14 protein-coding genes and 1 tRNA gene are annotated in these 19,380 nt (G+C 64.0%); 12 read left to right on the top strand and 3 right to left on the bottom strand.

Annotation, left to right across the window (positions count from 1 at the left end):
* The first annotated feature begins 124 nt into the window (after window positions 1-124).
* The 4 genes from ACZYZ4_RS05310 to ACZYZ4_RS05295 all read left to right on the top strand — a co-directional run bounded on the left by ACZYZ4_RS05310 (window position 125) and on the right by ACZYZ4_RS05295 (window position 3,652).
* The gene (locus ACZYZ4_RS05310) at window positions 125-460 is read left to right on the top strand and encodes a hypothetical protein (protein WP_463858841.1); all 336 of its coding nucleotides are present in this window, start codon (window positions 125-127) and stop codon (window positions 458-460) included.
* The gene (locus tag ACZYZ4_RS05305) at window positions 450-1,169 is read left to right on the top strand and encodes an integrase catalytic domain-containing protein (RefSeq protein WP_463858839.1); all 720 of its coding nucleotides are present in this window, start codon (window positions 450-452) and stop codon (window positions 1,167-1,169) included. Before ACZYZ4_RS05310 ends, ACZYZ4_RS05305 begins: the two co-directional genes overlap by 11 nt.
* Before the next feature lie 48 nt (window positions 1,170-1,217).
* Entirely contained in the window at window positions 1,218-1,673 is a 456-nt protein-coding gene (locus ACZYZ4_RS05300; protein WP_463859083.1) for a MarR family winged helix-turn-helix transcriptional regulator, read from the top strand.
* A gap of 983 nt (window positions 1,674-2,656) precedes the next feature.
* Entirely contained in the window at window positions 2,657-3,652 is a 996-nt protein-coding gene (locus ACZYZ4_RS05295; protein WP_463858837.1) for a glycoside hydrolase family 16 protein, read from the top strand.
* Window positions 3,653-3,727: 75 nt separating this feature from the next.
* Here the strand turns inward: ACZYZ4_RS05295 and ACZYZ4_RS05290 are convergent.
* The 3 genes from ACZYZ4_RS05290 to ACZYZ4_RS05280 all read right to left on the bottom strand — a co-directional run bounded on the left by ACZYZ4_RS05290 (window position 3,728) and on the right by ACZYZ4_RS05280 (window position 6,224).
* A tRNA-Lys gene (locus tag ACZYZ4_RS05290) sits at window positions 3,728-3,803 on the bottom strand.
* A gap of 116 nt (window positions 3,804-3,919) precedes the next feature.
* A complete protein-coding gene (locus ACZYZ4_RS05285; protein ID WP_463858835.1) occupies window positions 3,920-5,101 on the bottom strand; it encodes a PQQ-dependent sugar dehydrogenase in 1,182 nt (393 codons plus the stop codon).
* Entirely contained in the window at window positions 5,055-6,224 is a 1,170-nt protein-coding gene (locus ACZYZ4_RS05280) for a sunset domain-containing protein (protein ID WP_463858833.1), read from the bottom strand. Before ACZYZ4_RS05280 ends, ACZYZ4_RS05285 begins: the two co-directional genes overlap by 47 nt.
* A gap of 208 nt (window positions 6,225-6,432) precedes the next feature.
* Here ACZYZ4_RS05280 and ilvD point away from each other — a divergent pair, with 208 nt between their 5' ends.
* The 8 genes from ilvD (at window position 6,433) to metG (ending at window position 19,132) form a co-directional block, all read left to right on the top strand.
* On the top strand, window positions 6,433-8,154 hold the full coding sequence (gene ilvD, locus ACZYZ4_RS05275) for a dihydroxy-acid dehydratase (RefSeq protein WP_463858831.1): 1,722 nt from the start codon (window positions 6,433-6,435) through the stop codon (window positions 8,152-8,154).
* Window positions 8,155-8,521: 367 nt separating this feature from the next.
* Window positions 8,522-10,429 carry an acetolactate synthase large subunit gene (locus ACZYZ4_RS05270; protein WP_463858829.1) on the top strand — a complete coding sequence of 636 codons (1,908 nt, stop codon included), beginning with the start codon at window positions 8,522-8,524 and terminating at the stop codon, window positions 10,427-10,429.
* 2 nt (window positions 10,430-10,431) lie between these two features.
* Window positions 10,432-10,944 (top strand): acetolactate synthase small subunit, encoded by a 513-nt coding sequence (gene ilvN / locus ACZYZ4_RS05265; protein ID WP_028271611.1) that lies wholly within the window; start codon window positions 10,432-10,434, stop codon window positions 10,942-10,944.
* A 100-nt stretch (window positions 10,945-11,044) separates the two neighbouring features.
* On the top strand, window positions 11,045-12,070 hold the full coding sequence (gene ilvC, locus ACZYZ4_RS05260; protein WP_463858827.1) for a ketol-acid reductoisomerase: 1,026 nt from the start codon (window positions 11,045-11,047) through the stop codon (window positions 12,068-12,070).
* 127 nt (window positions 12,071-12,197) lie between these two features.
* The gene (gene serA, locus ACZYZ4_RS05255) at window positions 12,198-13,787 is read left to right on the top strand and encodes a phosphoglycerate dehydrogenase (RefSeq protein WP_463858825.1); all 1,590 of its coding nucleotides are present in this window, start codon (window positions 12,198-12,200) and stop codon (window positions 13,785-13,787) included.
* 203 nt (window positions 13,788-13,990) lie between these two features.
* Window positions 13,991-16,786, top strand: a complete 2,796-nt coding sequence (locus tag ACZYZ4_RS05250; protein WP_463858823.1) for an ABC transporter permease — start codon at window positions 13,991-13,993, stop codon at window positions 16,784-16,786.
* On the top strand, window positions 16,783-17,538 hold the full coding sequence (locus tag ACZYZ4_RS05245) for an ABC transporter ATP-binding protein (RefSeq protein ID WP_463858821.1): 756 nt from the start codon (window positions 16,783-16,785) through the stop codon (window positions 17,536-17,538). The genes ACZYZ4_RS05250 and ACZYZ4_RS05245 overlap by 4 nt, the downstream gene beginning before the upstream one ends.
* A 34-nt stretch (window positions 17,539-17,572) precedes the next feature.
* The gene (metG, locus tag ACZYZ4_RS05240; protein WP_463858819.1) at window positions 17,573-19,132 is read left to right on the top strand and encodes a methionine--tRNA ligase; all 1,560 of its coding nucleotides are present in this window, start codon (window positions 17,573-17,575) and stop codon (window positions 19,130-19,132) included.
* The last annotated feature ends 248 nt before the right edge of the window (window positions 19,133-19,380 follow it).

Genomic DNA, 19,380 nt, shown 5'->3' with positions numbered 1-19,380 from the left:
CGCGTTGACTCATCAAAGATGCCCGCGTAGCTGCTATCGAAGAATCATTTGGTAATGCCCGCGTAGCGGCGCGTTTGCTGGGGTGGTTTCCGCCGGCCCGGCACTGTGAGCCATGGAGCTTTCGATGAGCGAACGCAAGGCCGTCACGAAAACCACCGCCCTCCGATATGCCCGGTCGGACCGGGCCGCCAAGAAGACCATCCTCGACGAACTATGTGCCCTGACGCTTTGGCACCGTGACCATGCGCGGAAGGCGCTGCGGCAGGCCCTGGTGCTCAAACAGGTCAAGCCCAGGCCGCCCAGGCTCCCGGTCTACGGCGAGGACGTGATAAAGGCGCTGCGGTTCTGCTGGGCCGTCCAGGGCACCCCGTGCGGGCGTCTGCTGGCAGCAGCGCTGCCGGACTTGGTTCCTCGGCTGCGCCGAATGGGACGATGCAGTGCCGGGGTTTGTGGCGATTGATCTGGTCGGACACGAGGGCGGAAATTCCAGGGGTGAGTTCTGCTTCACCCTGACGATCACTGACATTTCCACGGGGTGGACCGAGACCCGGTCGGTGAGGAACAAGGCCCAGAAATGGGTGTTCGCCGCGATCAAGGAAGCCACCGCTGCATTCCCGTTCCCGATCCGGGGGATCGATTCGGACAACCGGACCGAGTTCATCAATTGGGGGCTGCTGCGGTGGTGTGAACAGGAGCAACTGACCTTCACCAGGTCCCGGTCCGGGAACAAGAATGACGGCGCCCATGTGGAACAGAAGAACTGGCATGTTGTCCGGCAAACGGTCGGTTACCACCGTTACGACACGGAGGCGGAACTCGAGCTGCTGAACCGGATCTGGGCGTTGCAAGGGCGGCTGACCAATCACTTCGGACCCCAGCAGAAACTCGTCCAGAAGATCCGGACCGGCGCAAAGATCACCAAGAAGTATGACCGGCCGGCGACCCCTCACCAGCGGGTCCTGGCCGACGAAGGCGCCGTCCGGCCCAGCGAGAAGGCGAAGTTGAAGCGGGAGAACAAACCCTTGAATCCTGCGGCAATCCAACGTCAGGTTCAAGCACTCTGCGCTGAACTGCTCACCCTCACCACCGCCAAGCAAGGACCCAAGAGCCAACCGACCCTCCGGGCAAAATCAAATGATTCCACGATGAAAGCCACGCGGGCATCTTGACATGATTCCTCGGGACCAGCCTTAGCTATACTTGCTGGTATGCCTGACATGGATCGCTGGCCCACTGGGCGCCTATTGTCCACTGCGGCACGCCTCGTTGAACATTCCTGGAACGAAAAGCTAAGCGCCATCGGACTGACGCACGCCGGCGTGATCGCTATCGAAGTCCTCTCAGCGCAGGGGCCTATGACACAGGCACAACTCGCCCAATATGTGCGCGTTCAGGCCCAGACCATGGGTAAGACCCTTAGCCGGTTGGAGTCCCACGGACACATTGCCCGCGTCCGCAGCACGTCGGACCGCCGCAGCCAGGTCGTATCCCTCACTGACAGAGGCCGGGAAGCCGAAGCCGCAGCAGTAGAGATGGAGCGCTCGGTACTCGCCGCAGCCTCCATTGACCCTGAGGCCCTGCGGCAGGAGCTCCAGGCAGTGGTCCGTGAGCTGGCCAGCCAGTTCGCCTCGCCGTCAACCCGCGCCCTGGTGGACGGTGCCCCGCTCGGCTAGCAATCCCGGAATCCGGGAAAGACCCCTCCGGCATCCCCGCTGCAGAGTTCCGCAGTGGTGGTGCTGGATTTTTTCGCCGATGTAGTTCCTGGCAGCACAGACGGAATCTCCTCCCGCAACAAACAAAAACAGCCCCTGGCCGCGTTTCCGCGCGCCAGGGGCTGTTTTTCCCTTGATGCACCCCGGGACTTGAACCCGGAACCCATTGCTTGTGAGTCGTTGTTTTCGATGGTTTTCATGGCATCGATTCAGTCCCTGCAAACCGTGTTGCGACGCAGGCGGCAGCCATGAACGCCTATCAGGTGTTTCCGTGGGTTCACGAGGGACGTCCACCGTATGGTCCTGTGGGTTTACGCCGAGTGTGATCCGGACGCGCTGGGAAATTTCCTGAGCGTTGGCCCACTTCCCGGGAACCTGAAGAACCTGAACCTCTTCGGTCCCGTCCAGTTGAGGTGAAACTACGGTGGACTTTTTCATGCGTCCTCCACCTGCTCCCGCTGGTCATCGACCTACGGTACAGGCGCTGTCATTACCAACGTGCCGGTTCGCTGAACAATGAGGTCGGAGCACGCTACCCAATGCAGGGGTACCTGCTTCAGCCCGCGTCCAGCCAGCCAGCGGCAACGGCAAGGACCCGGCCATGCTCGCCCCCGGAGAAGCTGTACTAGTACCGGAACCTGTTCGATCATGAGAGTGATCCTACGGTGACCCTAGCGAAAGGCCGAAGATCATGGCAGTTCAGACTTTAGCGATGAAGAACATCCTCGCGGACGCCTACAAGGGAGCAGCCACATATGGCGCTGTCTACACCACAGCCCCGGCGGCGCGGCCGGTACCGAACCATCCGGCGGCTCCCTCGCGTACGCGCGCAAGTCCTTCTCGTGGTCCGCTTCCTTCGGCAGGCGTTACCTCCGCAACGGCCCTGATGGGGCGAGTGGAATAAACAGGCACCACTTCACACATAGAGGGAATCTGTTGGCGCCATGAAAAATTTACTAGCATCTCTTGCTCTGGCCGGGCTAGCCCTGTCAGGGTGCTCCGCCCCCACCTCAGCTGACGGCTCCGTTCAGGCTGAGTGCGATCCAACCACGGCGGAAAAAGTGGCCGTCTGCCGGTCCACCCAGTTACCCGTACCTACCCACACCGTTACCGTCACCCCAACTCCGACGCCCACGGCGACAACCGCCCCGGCTGCGACGGACTCGGCAGCGACGAAATTGAACTGGGGCACCCCGATTACCGCCGGTTCCGACGAGTTCAACTACACCGGCCCCCCGGACTCGGCCAAGTGGATCAGCTACGACACCTCCGGTCACCACGGGGCCGGGCGACGGATGAAGGCGCAGTCGGTCGTCGGCGAAGGCTTCCTCACCCATACCGGCATGCCGAACGGCGACACCGGGTACGTTTCCTCGAAGTACCACCCCGGCACCATGTACGGCAACTGGGAAGCCCGCATGCGGACCAACCTCCGCGACAGCGAGTATCACCCCGTGATGCTTCTCTGGCCAGACACCGGGGCGCACATCACCACCGAGGACGAGGTGGACTTCGCGGAAGGCACTGGCGACACGTCGAAGATGAAGTTCTACCTGCACTACGGCCCTGCCGGTTCCACCACGCAGACGCGGGCAGAGAAGGTCATTGACACCACCCATTGGCACAACTACGCAGTGTCATGGAGCCCAACAGGCGTGCGCGGTTACATCGACGGTGTGCTGTGGTTTGAGGACACGGCAGCGTCACATAACCCCGGCCAGCCGATGCACTCCGCCATCCAGCTTGACTGGTTTCCGGACGGGACGGCGCTGAAGGAAAGCAAGATGCAGGTTGACTGGTTCCGCCAGTACGCAACGGCAACGACAACGGCAACAGCCACGCCGACGCAGACGACAACTCCAGCTCCCGGTCGCGTACGAGCTGTACTGGAGGCTTTGGGGTCCAGAGAAGAAGACTTACTGGGCGAAAAGCGTGAGTAACCGCGCGGTTGGACGTCCGCCAGAGAAAGACAAAAGGCCCTGATCACACGTTTCCGCAGATCAGGGCCTTTCTTATGGTGCACCCCCCGGGACTTGAACCCGGAACCCATTGATTAAGAGTCAATTGCTCTGCCAATTGAGCTAGAGGTGCATCTCTTTTGTGGTGATCCTCCAGGCTTTTTCTTTCCCGGTTGATCTCCGCAACGACATGAAACTCTACACGAACTTTCGGGCCATGTGAAATCGAAGCCGCCGTTGCCCTCAGGTTCAGTCGGGAGGGCCCAGAACCAGCACAAAATCAGGGTTTTTGTTATTAGTAAGGAGCCAAAATCCGCCGTCGGGGGTCCTGATGACGTCCCGGATCCGCCCGTATTCCCGTGTGAAATAGGCCACAGGCGTATTTGCCTCCTCGCCGGATAGGGAAACCGTCCAGAGACGCTGGCCGCGCAACGCGCCCAGGTACGCCGTGGACCCGACGATTTCCAGGCCGCTGGGTGAGGAGTCCGCCGTCGAAGGCCAAACTACCTTCGCGTCGCGGTACTCCTCCCGGTGCGGTGCCCCGGTCACTGCGGGCCACCCGTAGTTGGCTCCCGGCTCGATGAGGTTGAGTTCATCGTTGACGTCCGGGCCGAATTCGCTGGCCCAAAGCCGGCCGGCGCTGTCCCACGCCAGTCCCTGGACGTTTCGGTGCCCCAGGCTGTACACGGCATTGTCAAACGGGTTGCCAGGTGCGGGGTCACCCTCCGGAGTCAGCCGCAGGATCTTCCCGCCCAGGGCGTTCGGGTCCTGCGGCTGTTCCCGGCGCTGGGAGTCTCCAGTGCCCACGTACAGGAACCCGTCCGGACCGAACCGGATACGGCCGCCATTGTGGGTGGACGCCTTTGGGATTCCGGAAAAGACCACCTCGGGGTCGCCGAGATCCAGGGATCCGTCAGGCTGTTCCGTCAGCTTCAGGCGGGCAATGCGGTTGTCCTGTGCCGAGGTGAAGTACAGGTAAAGGTAGCTGTCGGCCGGAAATCCGGGGGAGAGGGCCAGACCCAGCAGGCCTCCCTCACCGCCTGGAGCAACGCCGGGGATCTGGCCGATGGTGGTCGCCTTGCCAGCCCGGACAGCTTTCAGCCGCGCAGAGTCACGCTCGGAGATGATGGCAGACCCGTTCGGCAGGAATACCGCGGCCCAGGGAATGTCGAGCTGGAGATCGAGCCGCGCCACAACCTCCGGCGGCGTGGCGTTTCCCGGGCCTGTCCCGATTTCGGTCCCGGTCACTGTTCCTGTGATGCTGCCGGTGGGAGCGTCGTTAGCGTTCCCCGTACAACCCGACAGCAGCAGGGCCAAGCACACTGCGAAGGCGCCCGCAGTCTGCTTGGCCGCCGCGACGGCCAGGAGGGGCGCCTGCGTCCGGTCAGGTGCGGGTGCGCCGGGGAGCCCGGAAACCGGCAGCTTCCGCATGGGCCGCCGACTCAAACCAGACGTCGGCTTTCGTCTGCTCATAGTCAGGATGCCCCTCCTCGAAATAGACCATCGTTCCGGCGTCGGCCTTGACATCGAAATCCGCCGGGCCGCTGCCGTCCGGGCCGGGCGACGCTGAACCGGCGCCGTAGGGCTGGTCCGCGGCCAAAGGTCCCGTCGGTTCCGGCGCGGCTTCGTAATCCGCCACCGCTGCGGGCTCCATGGTCGCGGGTTCCGCAGCCTCCGTTGATCCTGCAGCCTGTACGGAATCCGTGGTTGCCGCGTCCCGGGCTGAACCGACGGCATCCGGTTCCACTTGCACGTTCGCGTCCGCTTCAACAGCTTCGGCAGCGGCCGTTTCGGCGCCGGGCAGCGTGGGTGCGTGGGGTTCTGTGTACTCCGGGTGATGCACGAATCCGGTGTCCCGGGCCGGTGGCGCTTCGGACAGCGGGGTGCCTGCAATAACGGTGGACGCCTCGCCTGCCGGGCGGTGGCTGGCGGCGGGTTGGGTTGGCGCGCTTGCCTCTGACCAGTGGGTTTCCCACTCGGCTTCGTCTGCCTGCCGGCTCACGCTCTCCTGGCTGCCAGCTTCCTGGATTGTAGGCTCCTGGATTGTTAGCTCCTCCGGGCGAGCCGGATTCTCGGGACGGGCCTGCCCCTCAGGGGACGACTGTTCCTCAGAGCCAGCCGACTTATCAGGGGATGACAGTTCTCCAGAGGACAGGCGTTCCGGTGCATCAGTTGCGGCAGCATCTGTGGAACCGGCAGCGTCGCGTGCAACGCCGGCGTCCCGCCCGATGTTGGTGTCCTTTGCAAGGCCCGGTTCTCCCGGACTGGCTTTGTGCCCGGCGCAGGTTTCCCGGGGTTCTGCCGTGCTGGACTGTTCGGGCGCCTCGTCCGCCGTCGTCGGTGGTGCCGGCTCAGCGGCGCCGAAGCCCGCCGCGCTGGGGATGCCCGCCGTGCCGGCAGCTTCTGCGGAGGCGGCCGCGCTTCCACCGGAGAGGCCGCCGTCCGCCCGGACCGGCGTGGAGTCGCCTGTGCTCGAGGAGTTGCTGCGGTTCAGCAGCCACCACACAACGCCCACGATCAACACAATGAGGATAATCCAGAAGACAAAATCCATAGCAGGGCCCTTCAGTCCGGATGGCATGGTTGCCGTTCCCTGACGGTACGTCGGCGCGAACGGGACTGTCTAGGTTCCGGCAGGCCCGCAAGGGTCCGTCTCAGAATTTGAGACGAGAGTCCACTATTTGATCGAAATAATCCTGAAAATGGCCCAAACGGGCTGTTCGAGTCGTTGGCGTCCCGATCTGAGTCATAGACTTTGACCCATGAGTGAGGACACCCAAACAGCACCCGAGAACAAGATTGACATCAAGCCCCGCAGCCGGGTCGTCACCGACGGGATCCATGCCGCCCCCGCGCGCGGTATGTTCCGCGCAGTCGGCATGGGCGATGACGACTTCGCGAAGCCCCAGATCGGCGTTGCGAGTTCCTGGAATGAAATAACTCCCTGCAACCTCTCCCTGAACCGGCTGGCCCAGGGCGCCAAGGAGGGTGTCCACGCAGGCGGCGGTTTCCCCATGCAGTTCGGCACCATCTCCGTCTCCGACGGCATCTCCATGGGCCACGAAGGCATGCACTTCTCGCTCGTTTCCCGTGAGGTCATTGCCGACTCCGTGGAAACCGTTATGCAGGCCGAGCGCATCGACGGCTCCGTCCTGCTCGCCGGCTGTGACAAGTCCCTGCCGGGCATGCTCATGGCTGCCGCCCGCCTGGACCTCGCCAGCGTCTTCCTGTACGCGGGCTCCATCATGCCGGGCTGGGTCAAGCTCGAGGACGGCTCCGAAAAGGAAGTCACCCTCATTGACGCCTTCGAGGCCGTCGGTGCCTGTGCCGCAGGCAAGATGAGCCTCGGGGACCTGGAACGCATCGAAAAGGCCATCTGCCCGGGCGAAGGCGCCTGCGGTGGTATGTACACGGCCAACACCATGGCCTGCATCGGCGAGGCGCTGGGCATGTCCCTGCCCGGCTCGGCCGCCCCGCCCTCGGCAGACCGCCGTCGTGATGAATTTGCCCGCAAGTCCGGCGAAGCAGTGGTCAACCTGCTCCGCCTCGGCATCACCGCCCGGGACATCATGACGAAGAAGGCGTTCGAAAACGCCATCGCCGTCACCATGGCCTTCGGTGGTTCCACCAACGCTGTGCTGCACCTGCTGGCCATTGCCCGCGAAGCCGAAGTCGAGCTGACCCTCGATGACTTCAACCGCATCGGCGACAAGATCCCGCACCTGGGCGACCTAAAGCCGTTCGGCCGCTACGTTATGACGGACGTCGACAAGATCGGCGGTGTGCCGGTCATCATGAAGGCGCTGCTCGACGCCGGCCTGCTGCACGGCGACTGCCTCACCGTTACGGGCAAGACCCTCGCCGAGAACCTCGCCGCGATCAACCCGCCGGACTTGGACGGCAAGATCCTGCGCGCGCTGGACAACCCGATCCACAAGACCGGCGGCATCACCATCCTGCACGGTTCCATGGCGCCTGAGGGTGCCGTGGTGAAGAGTGCCGGCTTCGACGCCGACGTCTTTGAAGGCACAGCCCGCGTGTTCGAACGCGAGCAGGGTGCCCTGGACGCACTGGACAAGGGCCTGATCAAGGCCGGGGACGTTGTGGTCATCCGCTACGAAGGCCCCAAGGGCGGCCCCGGCATGCGCGAGATGCTCGCCATCACCGGCGCCATCAAGGGTGCCGGCCTCGGCAAGGACGTCCTGCTGCTCACCGACGGCCGCTTCTCCGGCGGTACCACTGGCCTGTGCATCGGCCACGTGGCGCCGGAAGCTGTCGACGGCGGCCCCATCGCCTTCGTCAAGGACGGGGACCGGATCCGCGTGGACATGGCCGCGCGAAGCTTCGACCTGCTGGTGGATGAGGCCGAGCTGGAATCCCGCAAGATTGGCTGGGAGCCGCTGCCGGCCAAGTTCACCAAGGGTGTGCTCGCCAAGTACGCCAAGCTGGTCCACAGCGCCTCCACCGGCGCATACTGCGGGTAGCACGGTTTCGCTCCTCAACCTCCGGCCGCTGGTTGAGCCCAACTAGGTAGCAGTAACTGTTGTTATGAGCGCTCATAACGACACTCACTGCGACCCAGTTGGGGATTGTGGCCAACCAGTGGACAATGGGGTCCGCATGGTGAGATGCGCACTGTCCTCATTGACAGGCATCTCACGCAGAGGGAAAACTGAATGCATGATCGCATTCGTTACCGCCGGCGGCGTCGTCGTCCTTACCAAGCGCGTGGCTGACTAGCCCGACTGGTAACGAACCGTCACGCGCAACCCCTCGAAAAGCCACCAGGCTGAGGGGTTTTTTTATTTCCCGTATTTCCAAGTACACAAATGATCCACAAGGAAGAGTCCGATGAGCAAAGGATCGCCGATCAGCCCCTCGCTGATGGCTACTAAGTCCGCTGGAGCCCCCAAGGCTCCGGAACGCGCCGACCGTACGGCTGACCAAGCCGCCGTCGTCGCTGATCTTGCCGCTGTCTCTCCTGTCCTTGGGCCGAACAACGTTGTACCCCCAACGGTGATGACCGGCTCGCAAGCTATTGTCCGCTCGCTCGAAGAACTCGGCGTCGACGATATTTTTGGTTTACCTGGTGGCGCGATCCTGCCTACCTATGACCCCTTGATGGCCTCCAGCATGAATCACGTACTGGTCCGTCACGAACAGGGAGCCGGCCACGCCGCGCAAGGCTATGCCATGGTTACCGGCCGGGTGGGCGTCTGTATCGCCACCTCGGGCCCCGGTGCCACCAACCTCGTTACCCCCATCATGGATGCCCACATGGATTCCGTGCCGCTGGTGGCCATCACCGGCCAGGTATCCAGCGGTGTGATCGGCACCGATGCCTTCCAGGAAGCCGACATTGTTGGCATCACCATGCCGATCACCAAGCATTCGTTCCTGGTGACCGACCCCAACGAGATCCCGCACGTTATGGCGGAGGCCTTCCACCTGGCCTCGTCCGGACGTCCCGGCCCGGTCCTCGTGGATATTGCAAAGGACGCCCAGCAGGGTCAGATGACCTTCTCCTGGCCGCCGAAGATCGACCTCCCCGGTTACCGCCCGGTGACGCGCGGCCACAACAAGCAGGTCCGCGAAGCAGCCAAGCTGATCGCTTCGGCCACCAAGCCGGTGCTCTACGTGGGCGGCGGTGTGGTCAAGGCACACGCCTCCGCGGAACTCCGCGAACTGGCGGAACTGACCGGCGCCCCCGTTGTCACCACCCTGATGGCACGCGGCGTGTTTCCCGATTCCCACCCGCAGCACGTGGGCATGCCGGGCATGCACGGCACCGTTTCCGCCGTCACGGCGCTGCAGCAGTCCGATCTGCTCATCACGCTCGGAGCCCGCTTCGATGACAGGGTGACGGGCATCCTGAAGTCCTTCGCGCCGAACGCCAAGGTGATCCACGCGGATATTGATCCCGCCGAAATCTCCAAGAACCGTACCGCCGACGTGCCGATCGTGGGATCCGTCAAGGAAATCATCCCCGAACTCACCGAGGCGGTCCGCTCACAGTTCGAATCCGCCGGCACGCCGGACCTCACCACGTGGTGGGCCTTCCTTAACAACCTTAAGGAAACCTACCCGCTGGGCTGGACCGAGCCGGAGGACGGGCTCAGCGCCCCGCAGCGCGTCATCGAACGCATCGGCGCGCTGACCGGCCCGGAAGGCATCTACGCTGCCGGCGTTGGCCAGCACCAGATGTGGGCGGCGCAGTTCATCAAATACGAGCGTCCGCATGCCTGGCTGAACTCAGGCGGCGCCGGCACCATGGGCTATGCCGTACCGGCTGCCATGGGTGCCAAGGTGGGGGAGCCGGACCGCGTGGTCTGGGCCATCGACGGCGACGGCTGCTTCCAGATGACCAACCAGGAACTGGCCACCTGCGCCATTAACAAGATCCCCATCAAGGTTGCCATCATCAACAACTCCTCGCTGGGCATGGTCCGCCAGTGGCAGACCCTGTTCTACGAGGGCCGCTACTCCAACACGGACCTCAACACCGGCCACGAGACCGTCCGGATCCCGGACTTCGTCAAACTGGGGGAGGCCTACGGTTGTGCTTCCTTCCGCTGCGAGCGGGACGAGGATATTGATGCCACCATCCTGAAGGCCCTCGAAATCAATGACCGCCCCGTGGTCATCGACTTCGTGGTGAGCCCCGACTCCATGGTGTGGCCGATGGTGCCCGCCGGCGTGAGCAACGACCAGATACAGGTTGCCCGCAACATGACCCCGGAATGGGAAGAGGAGGACTGAACATGACCCGCCACACACTGTCCGTTCTGGTTGAAGACAAGCCCGGTGTACTGACCCGCGTCGCGAGCCTGTTCGCCCGACGCGCCTTTAACATCAACTCCTTGGCCGTGGGCCCGACGGAAGTTCCGGGCATGTCCCGGATGACCGTCGTCGTCGACGCCGATGGTGACCTCATTGAACAGGTCACCAAGCAGCTCAACAAGCTGGTCAACGTGATCAAGATTGTTGAGCTGACCTCCGAATCTTCCGTACAGCGAGACCACATCCTGGTCAAGGTACGTGCGGATGCCGCAACTCGTCTGCAGGTGACCCAGGCTGCAGACCTGTTCCGCGCTTCAGTGGTTGACGTCTCCACAGACTCCGTGGTCATTGAAGCAACAGGCCACCCCGAAAAGCTCACGGCGCTGCTCTCAGTGCTCGAGCCCTTCGGCATCCGCGAAATTGTGCAGTCCGGCACCCTGGCCGTTGGACGGGGATCCCGCTCCATGAGTGACAGGGCTTTGCGCAGCGCTTAGTAAGGCGGGGCACGGCCCCACCTGCGGCGCAATGCCCGTGCAGTACCGCAACACCCACAGACTGATTACCCAGTGAATCCACTCAAGAGGAGTTACCCAAGTGACTGAAATGTTCTACGACGACGATGCTGACCTGTCGATCATCCAGGGTCGCAAGGTTGCCATTGTGGGCTATGGCTCCCAAGGCCACGCCCACGCGCTGAACCTGCGCGACTCCGGCGTTGAGGTTGTCATCGCCCTCAAGGAAGGCTCGAAGTCGATCGCCAAGGCCGAAGAAGCCGGCTTCAAGGCCCTGACCGTTGCTGACGCCGCCGAATGGGCCGACGTCATCATGATCCTGGCGCCGGACCAGTACCAGCGCTCGATCTACAACGACTCCATCAAGGACAAGCTGACCCCGGGCAAGGCACTGGCCTTCGCCCACGGCTTTAACATCCGCTTCGGCTACATCGAGGCGCCGGAGGGCGTTGACGTCATCCTGATCGCCCCGAAGGCTCCGGGACACACTGTGCGCCGCGAATTCGAAGCGGGCCGTGGCATCCCGGACATCATCGCCGTGGAGCAGGACGCCACCGGCGCAGCCTGGGACCTGGCCAAGTCCTACGCCAAGGCCATCGGCGGCACCCGCGCCGGCGTCATCAAGACCACCTTCACCGAAGAGACCGAAACCGACCTCTTCGGCGAGCAGTCCGTCCTGTGCGGCGGCGTGTCCCAGCTGGTCCAGTACGGCTTCGAAACCCTGACCGAAGCCGGCTACCAGCCGCAGATCGCCTACTTCGAGGTACTTCACGAGCTCAAGCTCATCGTTGACCTCATGTGGGAAGGCGGCATCGCCAAGCAGCGCTGGAGCGTTTCCGACACCGCCGAGTACGGCGACTACGTCTCCGGCCCCCGCGTCATCACCCCCGAGGTGAAGGAAAACATGCAGGCTGTCCTCGCCGACATCCAGAGCGGTGCCTTCGCCAAGCGCTTCATCGACGACCAGGACAACGGCGGCGCCGAATTCAAGGCCCTGCGTGCCAAGGCTGAGCAGCACCCGATCGAGGCCGTAGGCCGTGAGCTGCGCTCCCTGTTCGCTTGGCAGCAGACGGACGAGGACTACGTAGAGGGCTCCGCAGCCCGCTAAGTCTCCCCTTCCGGCGCCATTCACCGTGCAACAGTGAGGCCGGGCTCACACTTAACAATGTGAGCCCGGCCTTTCCGTCAGCCTAGACTTGTTCCTATCCCCAGGACTGCAACGCAGAGGATCAGCCGTGTCAAAACCCGTAGTACTGCTCGCCGAAGAACTTTCGCCCGCCACCATCGAGGCCCTCGGCCCGGACTTCGAGATCCGCCACACCGATGGCGCCGACCGGACCCAGCTGCTCGCCGCCATCGCGGACGTGGACGCCATCCTGGTCCGCTCCGCCACGCAAGTGGACGCCGAAGCCATTGCCGCCGCGAAGAACCTCAAGATCATCGCCCGCGCCGGCGTTGGCCTGGACAACGTTGACATCAAAGCCGCCACACAGGCCGGCGTGATGGTGGTCAACGCCCCGACGTCGAACATCATTTCGGCAGCGGAACTGACGGTGGGCCACATCCTGAGCCTGGCACGCCACATCCCGCAGGCCAGCTCAGCGCTGAAAAACGGTGAGTGGAAGCGCTCCAAGTACACCGGCATCGAACTCTTCGAGAAGAAAATCGGCATCATCGGCCTGGGCCGCATCGGCGCGCTTGTTGCTGCCCGCCTCCAGGGCTTCGACACCGAAATCCTCGCCTACGATCCGTACATCACCTCGGCCCGCGCCGCGCAGCTCGGCGTCAGGCTCGTCACCTTGGATGAGCTCCTGAGCCAGTCGGACTTCGTCACCATCCACATGCCCAAAACGCCGGAAACTGTCGGCATGCTCGGCGCTGACGCGTTCACCAAGATGAAGTCCACCGCCTACGTGGTCAACGTGGCCCGTGGCGGCCTCGTGGACGAAGAGGCGCTCTATGCGGCACTGCAGGACCGCCAGATCGCCGGCGCAGCCGTGGACGTCTTCGTCAAGGAACCCAGCACGGACCTGCCGTTCTTCGCCCTGGACAACGTGGTGGTCACCCCCCACCTGGGTGCATCCACCGATGAAGCCCAGGAGAAGGCAGGCGTCTCCGTTGCCAAGTCCGTACGTTTGGCGCTGGCCGGCGAGCTCGTTCCGGATGCCGTGAACGTGGCCGGCGGCGTGATCGCGCCCGACGTCCGTCCGGGCATCCCGCTGATCGAAAAGCTGGGCCGGATCTTCACCGCGCTGACCCACGCCTCCCTGACCCAGATCGACGTCGAGGTGGCCGGCGAGATCGCTGCGCTGGACGTCAAGGTCCTGGAACTTGCAGCCCTCAAGGGCATCTTCGCCGATGTCGTCACGGAGCAGGTTTCCTACGTCAACGCTCCCGTCATCGCCGAACAGCGAGGCATCAACGTCCGCCTCATCACGACGGCGGAAGCGGAGGACTACCGCAACGTCCTGACTATCCGGGGTGCTTTGAGCGACGGCAGCCAGATCTCCGTGGCAGGTACGCTTACGGGCCCGAAGCAGGTGGAGAAGCTCGTCGGAGTCAACGGCTACGACGTCGAGATCCCCATCAGCGAGCACCTGGTGGTGGTCTCCTACGCCGACCGGCCGGGTGTGATCGGAACCATCGGACACATCCTGGGCATGAACAACATCAACATCGGCGGCATGCAGGTAGCCCGGCAGGCGGAAGGCGGCCAGGTCCTGGCCCTGCTGACCATCGACAGCTCCGTTCCGCAGCAGGTGCTTGACGCCATCAAGGCAGGCATCGGCGCCGTGATGGTCCGCGAAGTGGACCTCGAGGACTAAGAACCGCACCGCCATCAACGACGCGTGACCGAAGCTTAAGGTCGGCCACGTATGATTGGCCGGTCTGCTTACAATGGCTAGGTCCTGTTTCGGGACCACGCCGGCAGACCGGCCAATACTTTTTGCACACCAGGCAGGAAATCCTTCATATCCGCCGCCTGCGATCCCGGTGTGCGCACGCAATCCAGGTTTCAGGGAGCCCAATGAACGCCGTCCAGAGGTTCATCAGAAGCAAAGTGCTGCTGCTGACCGCGGCCATCTTGATCGCAGCCATGTGCTTGTCGGTCCTCGTCCAAGGCCAGTCGCAGGCCGCGCTTAACCGGACGGTGGATGAGAACTCGCGGGGGCTCTACGACGTCCTGGTCCGAGCCAAGGCAGGCTCCGGGGGGCTGATGCAGCCGGAGATCGCCAACGGCGGCGGCGGTATCAGCTTTGACCAGCTCGAGAACATCCGGAAGCTTTCCGGAACCTCCGTAGCGGCCCCCATCAGCCTGGTGTCCCGCGTGACGCAGAACCTGGAAGCGCCGCGGCTCGACGCCATGGATTACCTTGGCCACAATTCCGGACTGGCAGGCACGGCCACCACCGACCAGGCCGCCGGCGCTACGGAACCCAGCAAATGGCCCGCCGCCGAGTCCGTGTTCAGCGATTCCGCCAAGAGCTACCGCCTGACGGCCAGCGCCGTGAGCTCCGACGGCGTCTCCGAGCAGACCCTTTTCAAGTCCACCGCCGAGGGCAGCCTGGGCAAGGCCCGCCTGGTCGAAGAGCAGACGGCCGGAGGCACCAGCATCCGGATCGCCCCTCCTACGGGCGAGACGGGCATCAAGTTCCCCGCTCCTGCGGGCGGCTCCGAGCACAACCTGTTCAACCTTTCGGTGTCCCTGCCGCTGTCGCCCGAAGTGACCGAGTCCGTGGTCGCCGTCGACCCCGTCTCCGAGCGCGCACTGCTGGGCTCAGCGGGTGACTTCCTGGCCCCGCTGGAGAAGGCCCCGCCCGCGGACGCGCGGAACGCCGGTGCCATTGGCCGCCACTTCGAAAGCCTCTTCACCAATGGCATCAGCCGGGAAGAGCTCAACGAAGGCCCTGACTTCCTCGGCGTCAAACTCAAGTACTGGGCACCGCTGATGACGCAGTACCAGCAGGCGAAGCGAAGCGGGCAGCTCACCGCGGACTCGCAGGCCATTCCCCTGATTGTCCGTTCCGGCACCTCCCTGGACCTTAAATACAACGTCAAGATCGAGGAGATCGACGCCGCGGGCAAGGTGGTCAAGGAAGTCGGCACCGCCACTCGCTCCCTCGGCAAGGACTACCTGCCGTTTGTGTCCAAGGACCCCTTCGCGTTGTCCTGGCCCGGTTCCACCGATCACTCCGGCCTCCTCGGCAGCGCCGGCAACTTCAACCAGGGGCTCTACACCCCGGCTACGTGGAGCACCGACTTCGCTGCCGCGCCAAAGTACACCGACGGCGAGGCCGCGGCCAACGGCGCCGTCCAGAAAACCGCCGTTCCCAGCGGCTGGGTCACCGTGAACCGGTTGCCGGAGAAGAGTGCCAACGGCGCCCCGGTGGACCAGACGCAGCGTGAACCCGTGGATGAACGCTCCTACCGGGAAGACCTGGCAACAGGGGAGAAGCTCGCGGCTCCGCTGGCCATGGTCTATGGCACGTTTGACCCCTCGGCCGTCGAGAAGGCCGCTGGCGACGTCAACCGCCTCCCGTTGGGCGGCTACGACCCCACGCCTTTTACCCTCACCAAGGACGCCGAAGGCAAGACGGTCGCCGCTACCGAACTCAAGCCCTCACTCAGTGCCACCGGACTGGCAAGCCAGTCGGCCGGCGCCATCACCGACTTCTACGGCCTGGCCGCGGCGCGCGGCTACAAGGACAACGCCGCCGTGATCGACGCCGTGCGTGTCCGGGCCAAGGCTCCCGGCAGCTGGAAGGAAGCCCAGCCCGACGTCGAAAAGCTCGCCAGCGAGATCCGCGAAATGGGTCTGGAAGCCACTGTCGTGGCCGGCTCCGCCCGTGAAGACGCCAGCATTTTTGTCCCTGGATACTCAAAGGACGACGCCGGCAAGGAGTCAGCGCTGGGCACCGTCCAGCAGTCCTGGGTCCGGCAGAACGCCGCCGACGCAGTCTCCGGCTCACTGACCGGGACCAACGTCACGCTGCTCTTCCTCACCCTCTGCGGGGCCGCGCTGCTGACCGGCGCCTCCACCGTCAGTTACGTCCGGAAACGCAAACGCGAAGCTGGGACCCTCCGCGCCATGGGCTGGACCCAGCTGCGCATCAGGAACTGGGTGCTCGAGGAATTCGGTGTCGGCGCTGTGCTGCTCGCGGTGGCCGGGATCATCCTGAGCCTGGTGAGCTGGAGCGTGACCACAGCCATTGTCTCGGTCTCCGTCCTGGTCCTGTACGCGGCAGCGGCCTTCTTCGCCGCACAACAGCTGCGTCACCGTGATGAGGTGGACCAGGAACCGCAGCACGACGAGCGGCTGATCCCGGTGGACTCCCCGCTGACGTTCGCCAACCGGCAGCTCAGCACCAACAAATTCAATACCCTGTCCTTGGCCGTCGCAGTAGGCGTGTTCGGAGCCGCGGTGGGCGGGCTGGTTGCTCTGCTCATCGACATCCCCCGTGTGGCCGGAGCGAGTGCGCTCAGCGGGCTGGCTGCAGCTAGCGTGGCGCTGCCCAGCATGCTTCTGGCCCTCGCCGGCGTCGCCGTCGGGCTGGTTCTGACCCTGGTCACCGGCAGGTTTGAGCTCAACGCCAAACGCCAGTACCTGGGCATCCTCGAAGCCATGGGCTGGAACCCGGACATGCTCCGCCAGGTCCGTCTCTTCGAAAACGCCCTGGTGGGCACGCTGGCCCTGCCGCTGGGCGTACTGGGCGCGCTGGGCATCGGGCTCCTCCTTGCCCCGTATGCCGCCCTGTGGGCAGGAGTCGCCGGCCTGGTGGCTGTACTTTGCTGGATACCGATTGCAACGAAAGTGGTCCAATGACAAACGAGACGAATGTTCACCGGAGCCGGAGGTCCGGCTCGGCTGAGGCGCCCCTGCAGACCCGTGCCAACACCATCGTCAAGGCCGCGGACCACGGGACCCCGCTGGAACTGAGCGACATCACCATCCGCTACGGCGGCGGCAAGGGCGGTGCCGAAGCCGTCAGCGTCGTGGAGGGCTTCGACCTCACGCTGCACGCCGGCGAGATGCACTGCGTGGCCGGGCGAAGCGGATCCGGCAAGACCAGCATCCTGACAGTGGGCGCGGGCCTGACCCTGCCGACGTCGGGCCGAGTCTTCTGGGAAGGGGATTCCCTCGAAAGCATGGGCGACGACGAAATCGCCGACCGCCGTCGGGCCCTGATCGGTTACGTCGACCAGGGCGGTGCCCTGATCGACGGCATGAGCGCCCTCGAAAACGTCCTCCTGCCGGCAGTGCCCGACGGCGAGGTGGACCAGCGCCGCGATATGGCCAAGGACCTCCTGGACCTGGTGGGCCTGGGCCGCCGGATGCGGCACCGTCCGGCCCAGCTTTCCGGTGGTGAACGCCAGCGTGTCGCGATCGCCCGCGCCCTGATCCTGGGCACGCGTGTGCTGGTGGTTGATGAGCCCACGGCCAGCCTGGACCGAGCCTCCGCCAACCGCATCATCAGCATCCTCAAGGACACCACCTCGGACGGAATCGCAGTACTGGTCGCTTCACACGACCACGAACTGGTCCGCCTGAGCGATACGCTGACTGAACTGATCTAGCCCTGACCCTTCGCACCAAAGGTATCGTCCGCACGTGAGCGCAACAGACAAAAGCCCGTTCTACATCACCACGGCCATCACCTACCCGAACGGTGTTCCGCACATCGGGCATGCCTACGAGTACATCGCCACCGACGCCATGGCGCGCTTCAAGCGGCTTGACGGCTTTGACGTGATGTTCCTGACGGGCACGGATGAGCACGGCATGAAGATTGCGCAGGCGGCCGAGAAAGAAGGCGTCACGCCCAAGGAGCTGGTGGACCGCAACGCGGAAGTATACAAGTCTGCCCACGCCGCGCTGGGGATCACCTACGACCGCTTCATCCGGACCACGGACGCCGACCACTACGCCGCGTCGCAGGCCATCTGGAAGAAGATGGAAGCCAACGGCGATATCTACTTGTCCAAGTACGAGGGCTGGTACTCCGTCCGGGACGAAGCCTTCTACGTCGAGGACGACACCGTTGTAAAGGACGACGGCGTGCGGCACTCCAAAGAGACGGACACCGAGGTGACGTGGACGGCCGAGGAGAGCTACTTCTTCCGGCTGTCCTCCTACCAGGACCGCTTGCTGGCGCTGTACGAGGCCCAGCCGGAGTTCGGTGCACCGCAGTCCCGCTTTAACGAGGTCATCAGCTTCGTCAAGCGCGGCCTCGAAGACCTGTCGATCAGCCGCACCACGTTCGACTGGGGCGTCCCCGTCCCCGGCAACGACAAGCACGTGATGTATGTCTGGGTGGACGCGCTGACCAACTACCTGACCGGCGTCGGCTATCCGGACGTCGAGTCGGAATCATTCAGGAAGTTCTGGCCCGCCGATGTGCACGTGATCGGCAAGGACATCTCACGCTTCCATGCCATCTACTGGCCGGCGTTCCTGATGAGCGCCGGCATCGAACTGCCCAAGCGCGTGATGATCCACGGCTTCCTGCACAACAACGGCGTGAAGATGTCAAAGTCCCTCGGCAACGTGGTGGCGCCGGAAGACTTCGTGGCGCAATACGGCCTGGACCAGGTGCGGTTCTTCTTCCTCCGCGAGGTCCCGTTCGGCGCCGACGGCAGCTACAACCACGAGGCCATCGTGGGCCGCATGAACTCGGACCTGGCCAACAACTTCGGCAACCTGGCGCAGCGTTCGCTGTCGATGGTGGCCAAGAACTGCGAGGGCCGGGTCCCGGTTCCGGGCGCCTTCACGGCTGAAGACACCGCGATCCTGAAGCAGGCCAACGGGCTTCTGGAGACGGCCCGCGCCGCCTTCGAAAAGCAGGAATTCAGCCGCGCACTCGAGGCCATCTGGGGCGTTTTGGGGGACACCAACGCCTACTTTGCCGAGCAAGCCCCCTGGGTGCTGCGGAAGACCGACGTCGAACGTATGAACACCGTGCTGTACGTGACGCTGGAAGTGCTGCGCATCGTGGCCATCCTGGCCCAGCCCGTGATGCCCACCGCCACCGCCGCACTGTTGGACACCCTGGGACAGCCCGACGGCGGATCCCGCCAGTTCTCCGCGCTCACTACGCCGATTGTCGCCGGAACGCCGCTGCCGGCCCCGGCGCCCGTCTTTCCCAAGTACGAGGAGCCGGCAGAAGCCTAGAAGCAGTCCGGGCGGGCCTCCTGTGCCGGCCCGGACTGAGTAGGGTTCCGTACCGGTCAGTAGGGCCCGCCTTGGAAGGCGGGTACTGAGTACTGGAGACACCATGCTGTCCGTCTGTCTAGCCTTATCTGGTTAGCAAACTGATGATTCGCATCTGGGAGAACCGTCGCCCCGATGCTGTCCGTTTGCCTTTAGCCCTCCGTATCGGGGATGGCGCCGTTCTTCCACCTGTCTGATCAGTTTGGACC

Source organism: Pseudarthrobacter adonitolis, from assembly GCF_055412845.1.
This window is presented reverse-complemented; position numbering and strand designations above follow the sequence as displayed.

Coding starts and splice junctions, on each gene's coding strand:
- ACZYZ4_RS05310 (WP_463858841.1), top strand. CDS start 125: ATGAGCGAACGCAAGGCCGTCACGAAAACCACCGCCCTCCGATATGCC.
- ACZYZ4_RS05300 (WP_463859083.1), top strand. CDS start 1,218: ATGGATCGCTGGCCCACTGGGCGCCTATTGTCCACTGCGGCACGCCTC.
- ACZYZ4_RS05295 (WP_463858837.1), top strand. CDS start 2,657: ATGAAAAATTTACTAGCATCTCTTGCTCTGGCCGGGCTAGCCCTGTCA.
- ACZYZ4_RS05285 (WP_463858835.1), bottom strand. CDS start 5,101: ATGCGGAAGCTGCCGGTTTCCGGGCTCCCCGGCGCACCCGCACCTGAC.
- ACZYZ4_RS05280 (WP_463858833.1), bottom strand. CDS start 6,224: ATGGATTTTGTCTTCTGGATTATCCTCATTGTGTTGATCGTGGGCGTT.
- ilvD (WP_463858831.1), top strand. CDS start 6,433: ATGAGTGAGGACACCCAAACAGCACCCGAGAACAAGATTGACATCAAG.
- ACZYZ4_RS05270 (WP_463858829.1), top strand. CDS start 8,522: ATGAGCAAAGGATCGCCGATCAGCCCCTCGCTGATGGCTACTAAGTCC.
- ilvN (WP_028271611.1), top strand. CDS start 10,432: ATGACCCGCCACACACTGTCCGTTCTGGTTGAAGACAAGCCCGGTGTA.
- ACZYZ4_RS05250 (WP_463858823.1), top strand. CDS start 13,991: ATGAACGCCGTCCAGAGGTTCATCAGAAGCAAAGTGCTGCTGCTGACC.
- ACZYZ4_RS05245 (WP_463858821.1), top strand. CDS start 16,783: ATGACAAACGAGACGAATGTTCACCGGAGCCGGAGGTCCGGCTCGGCT.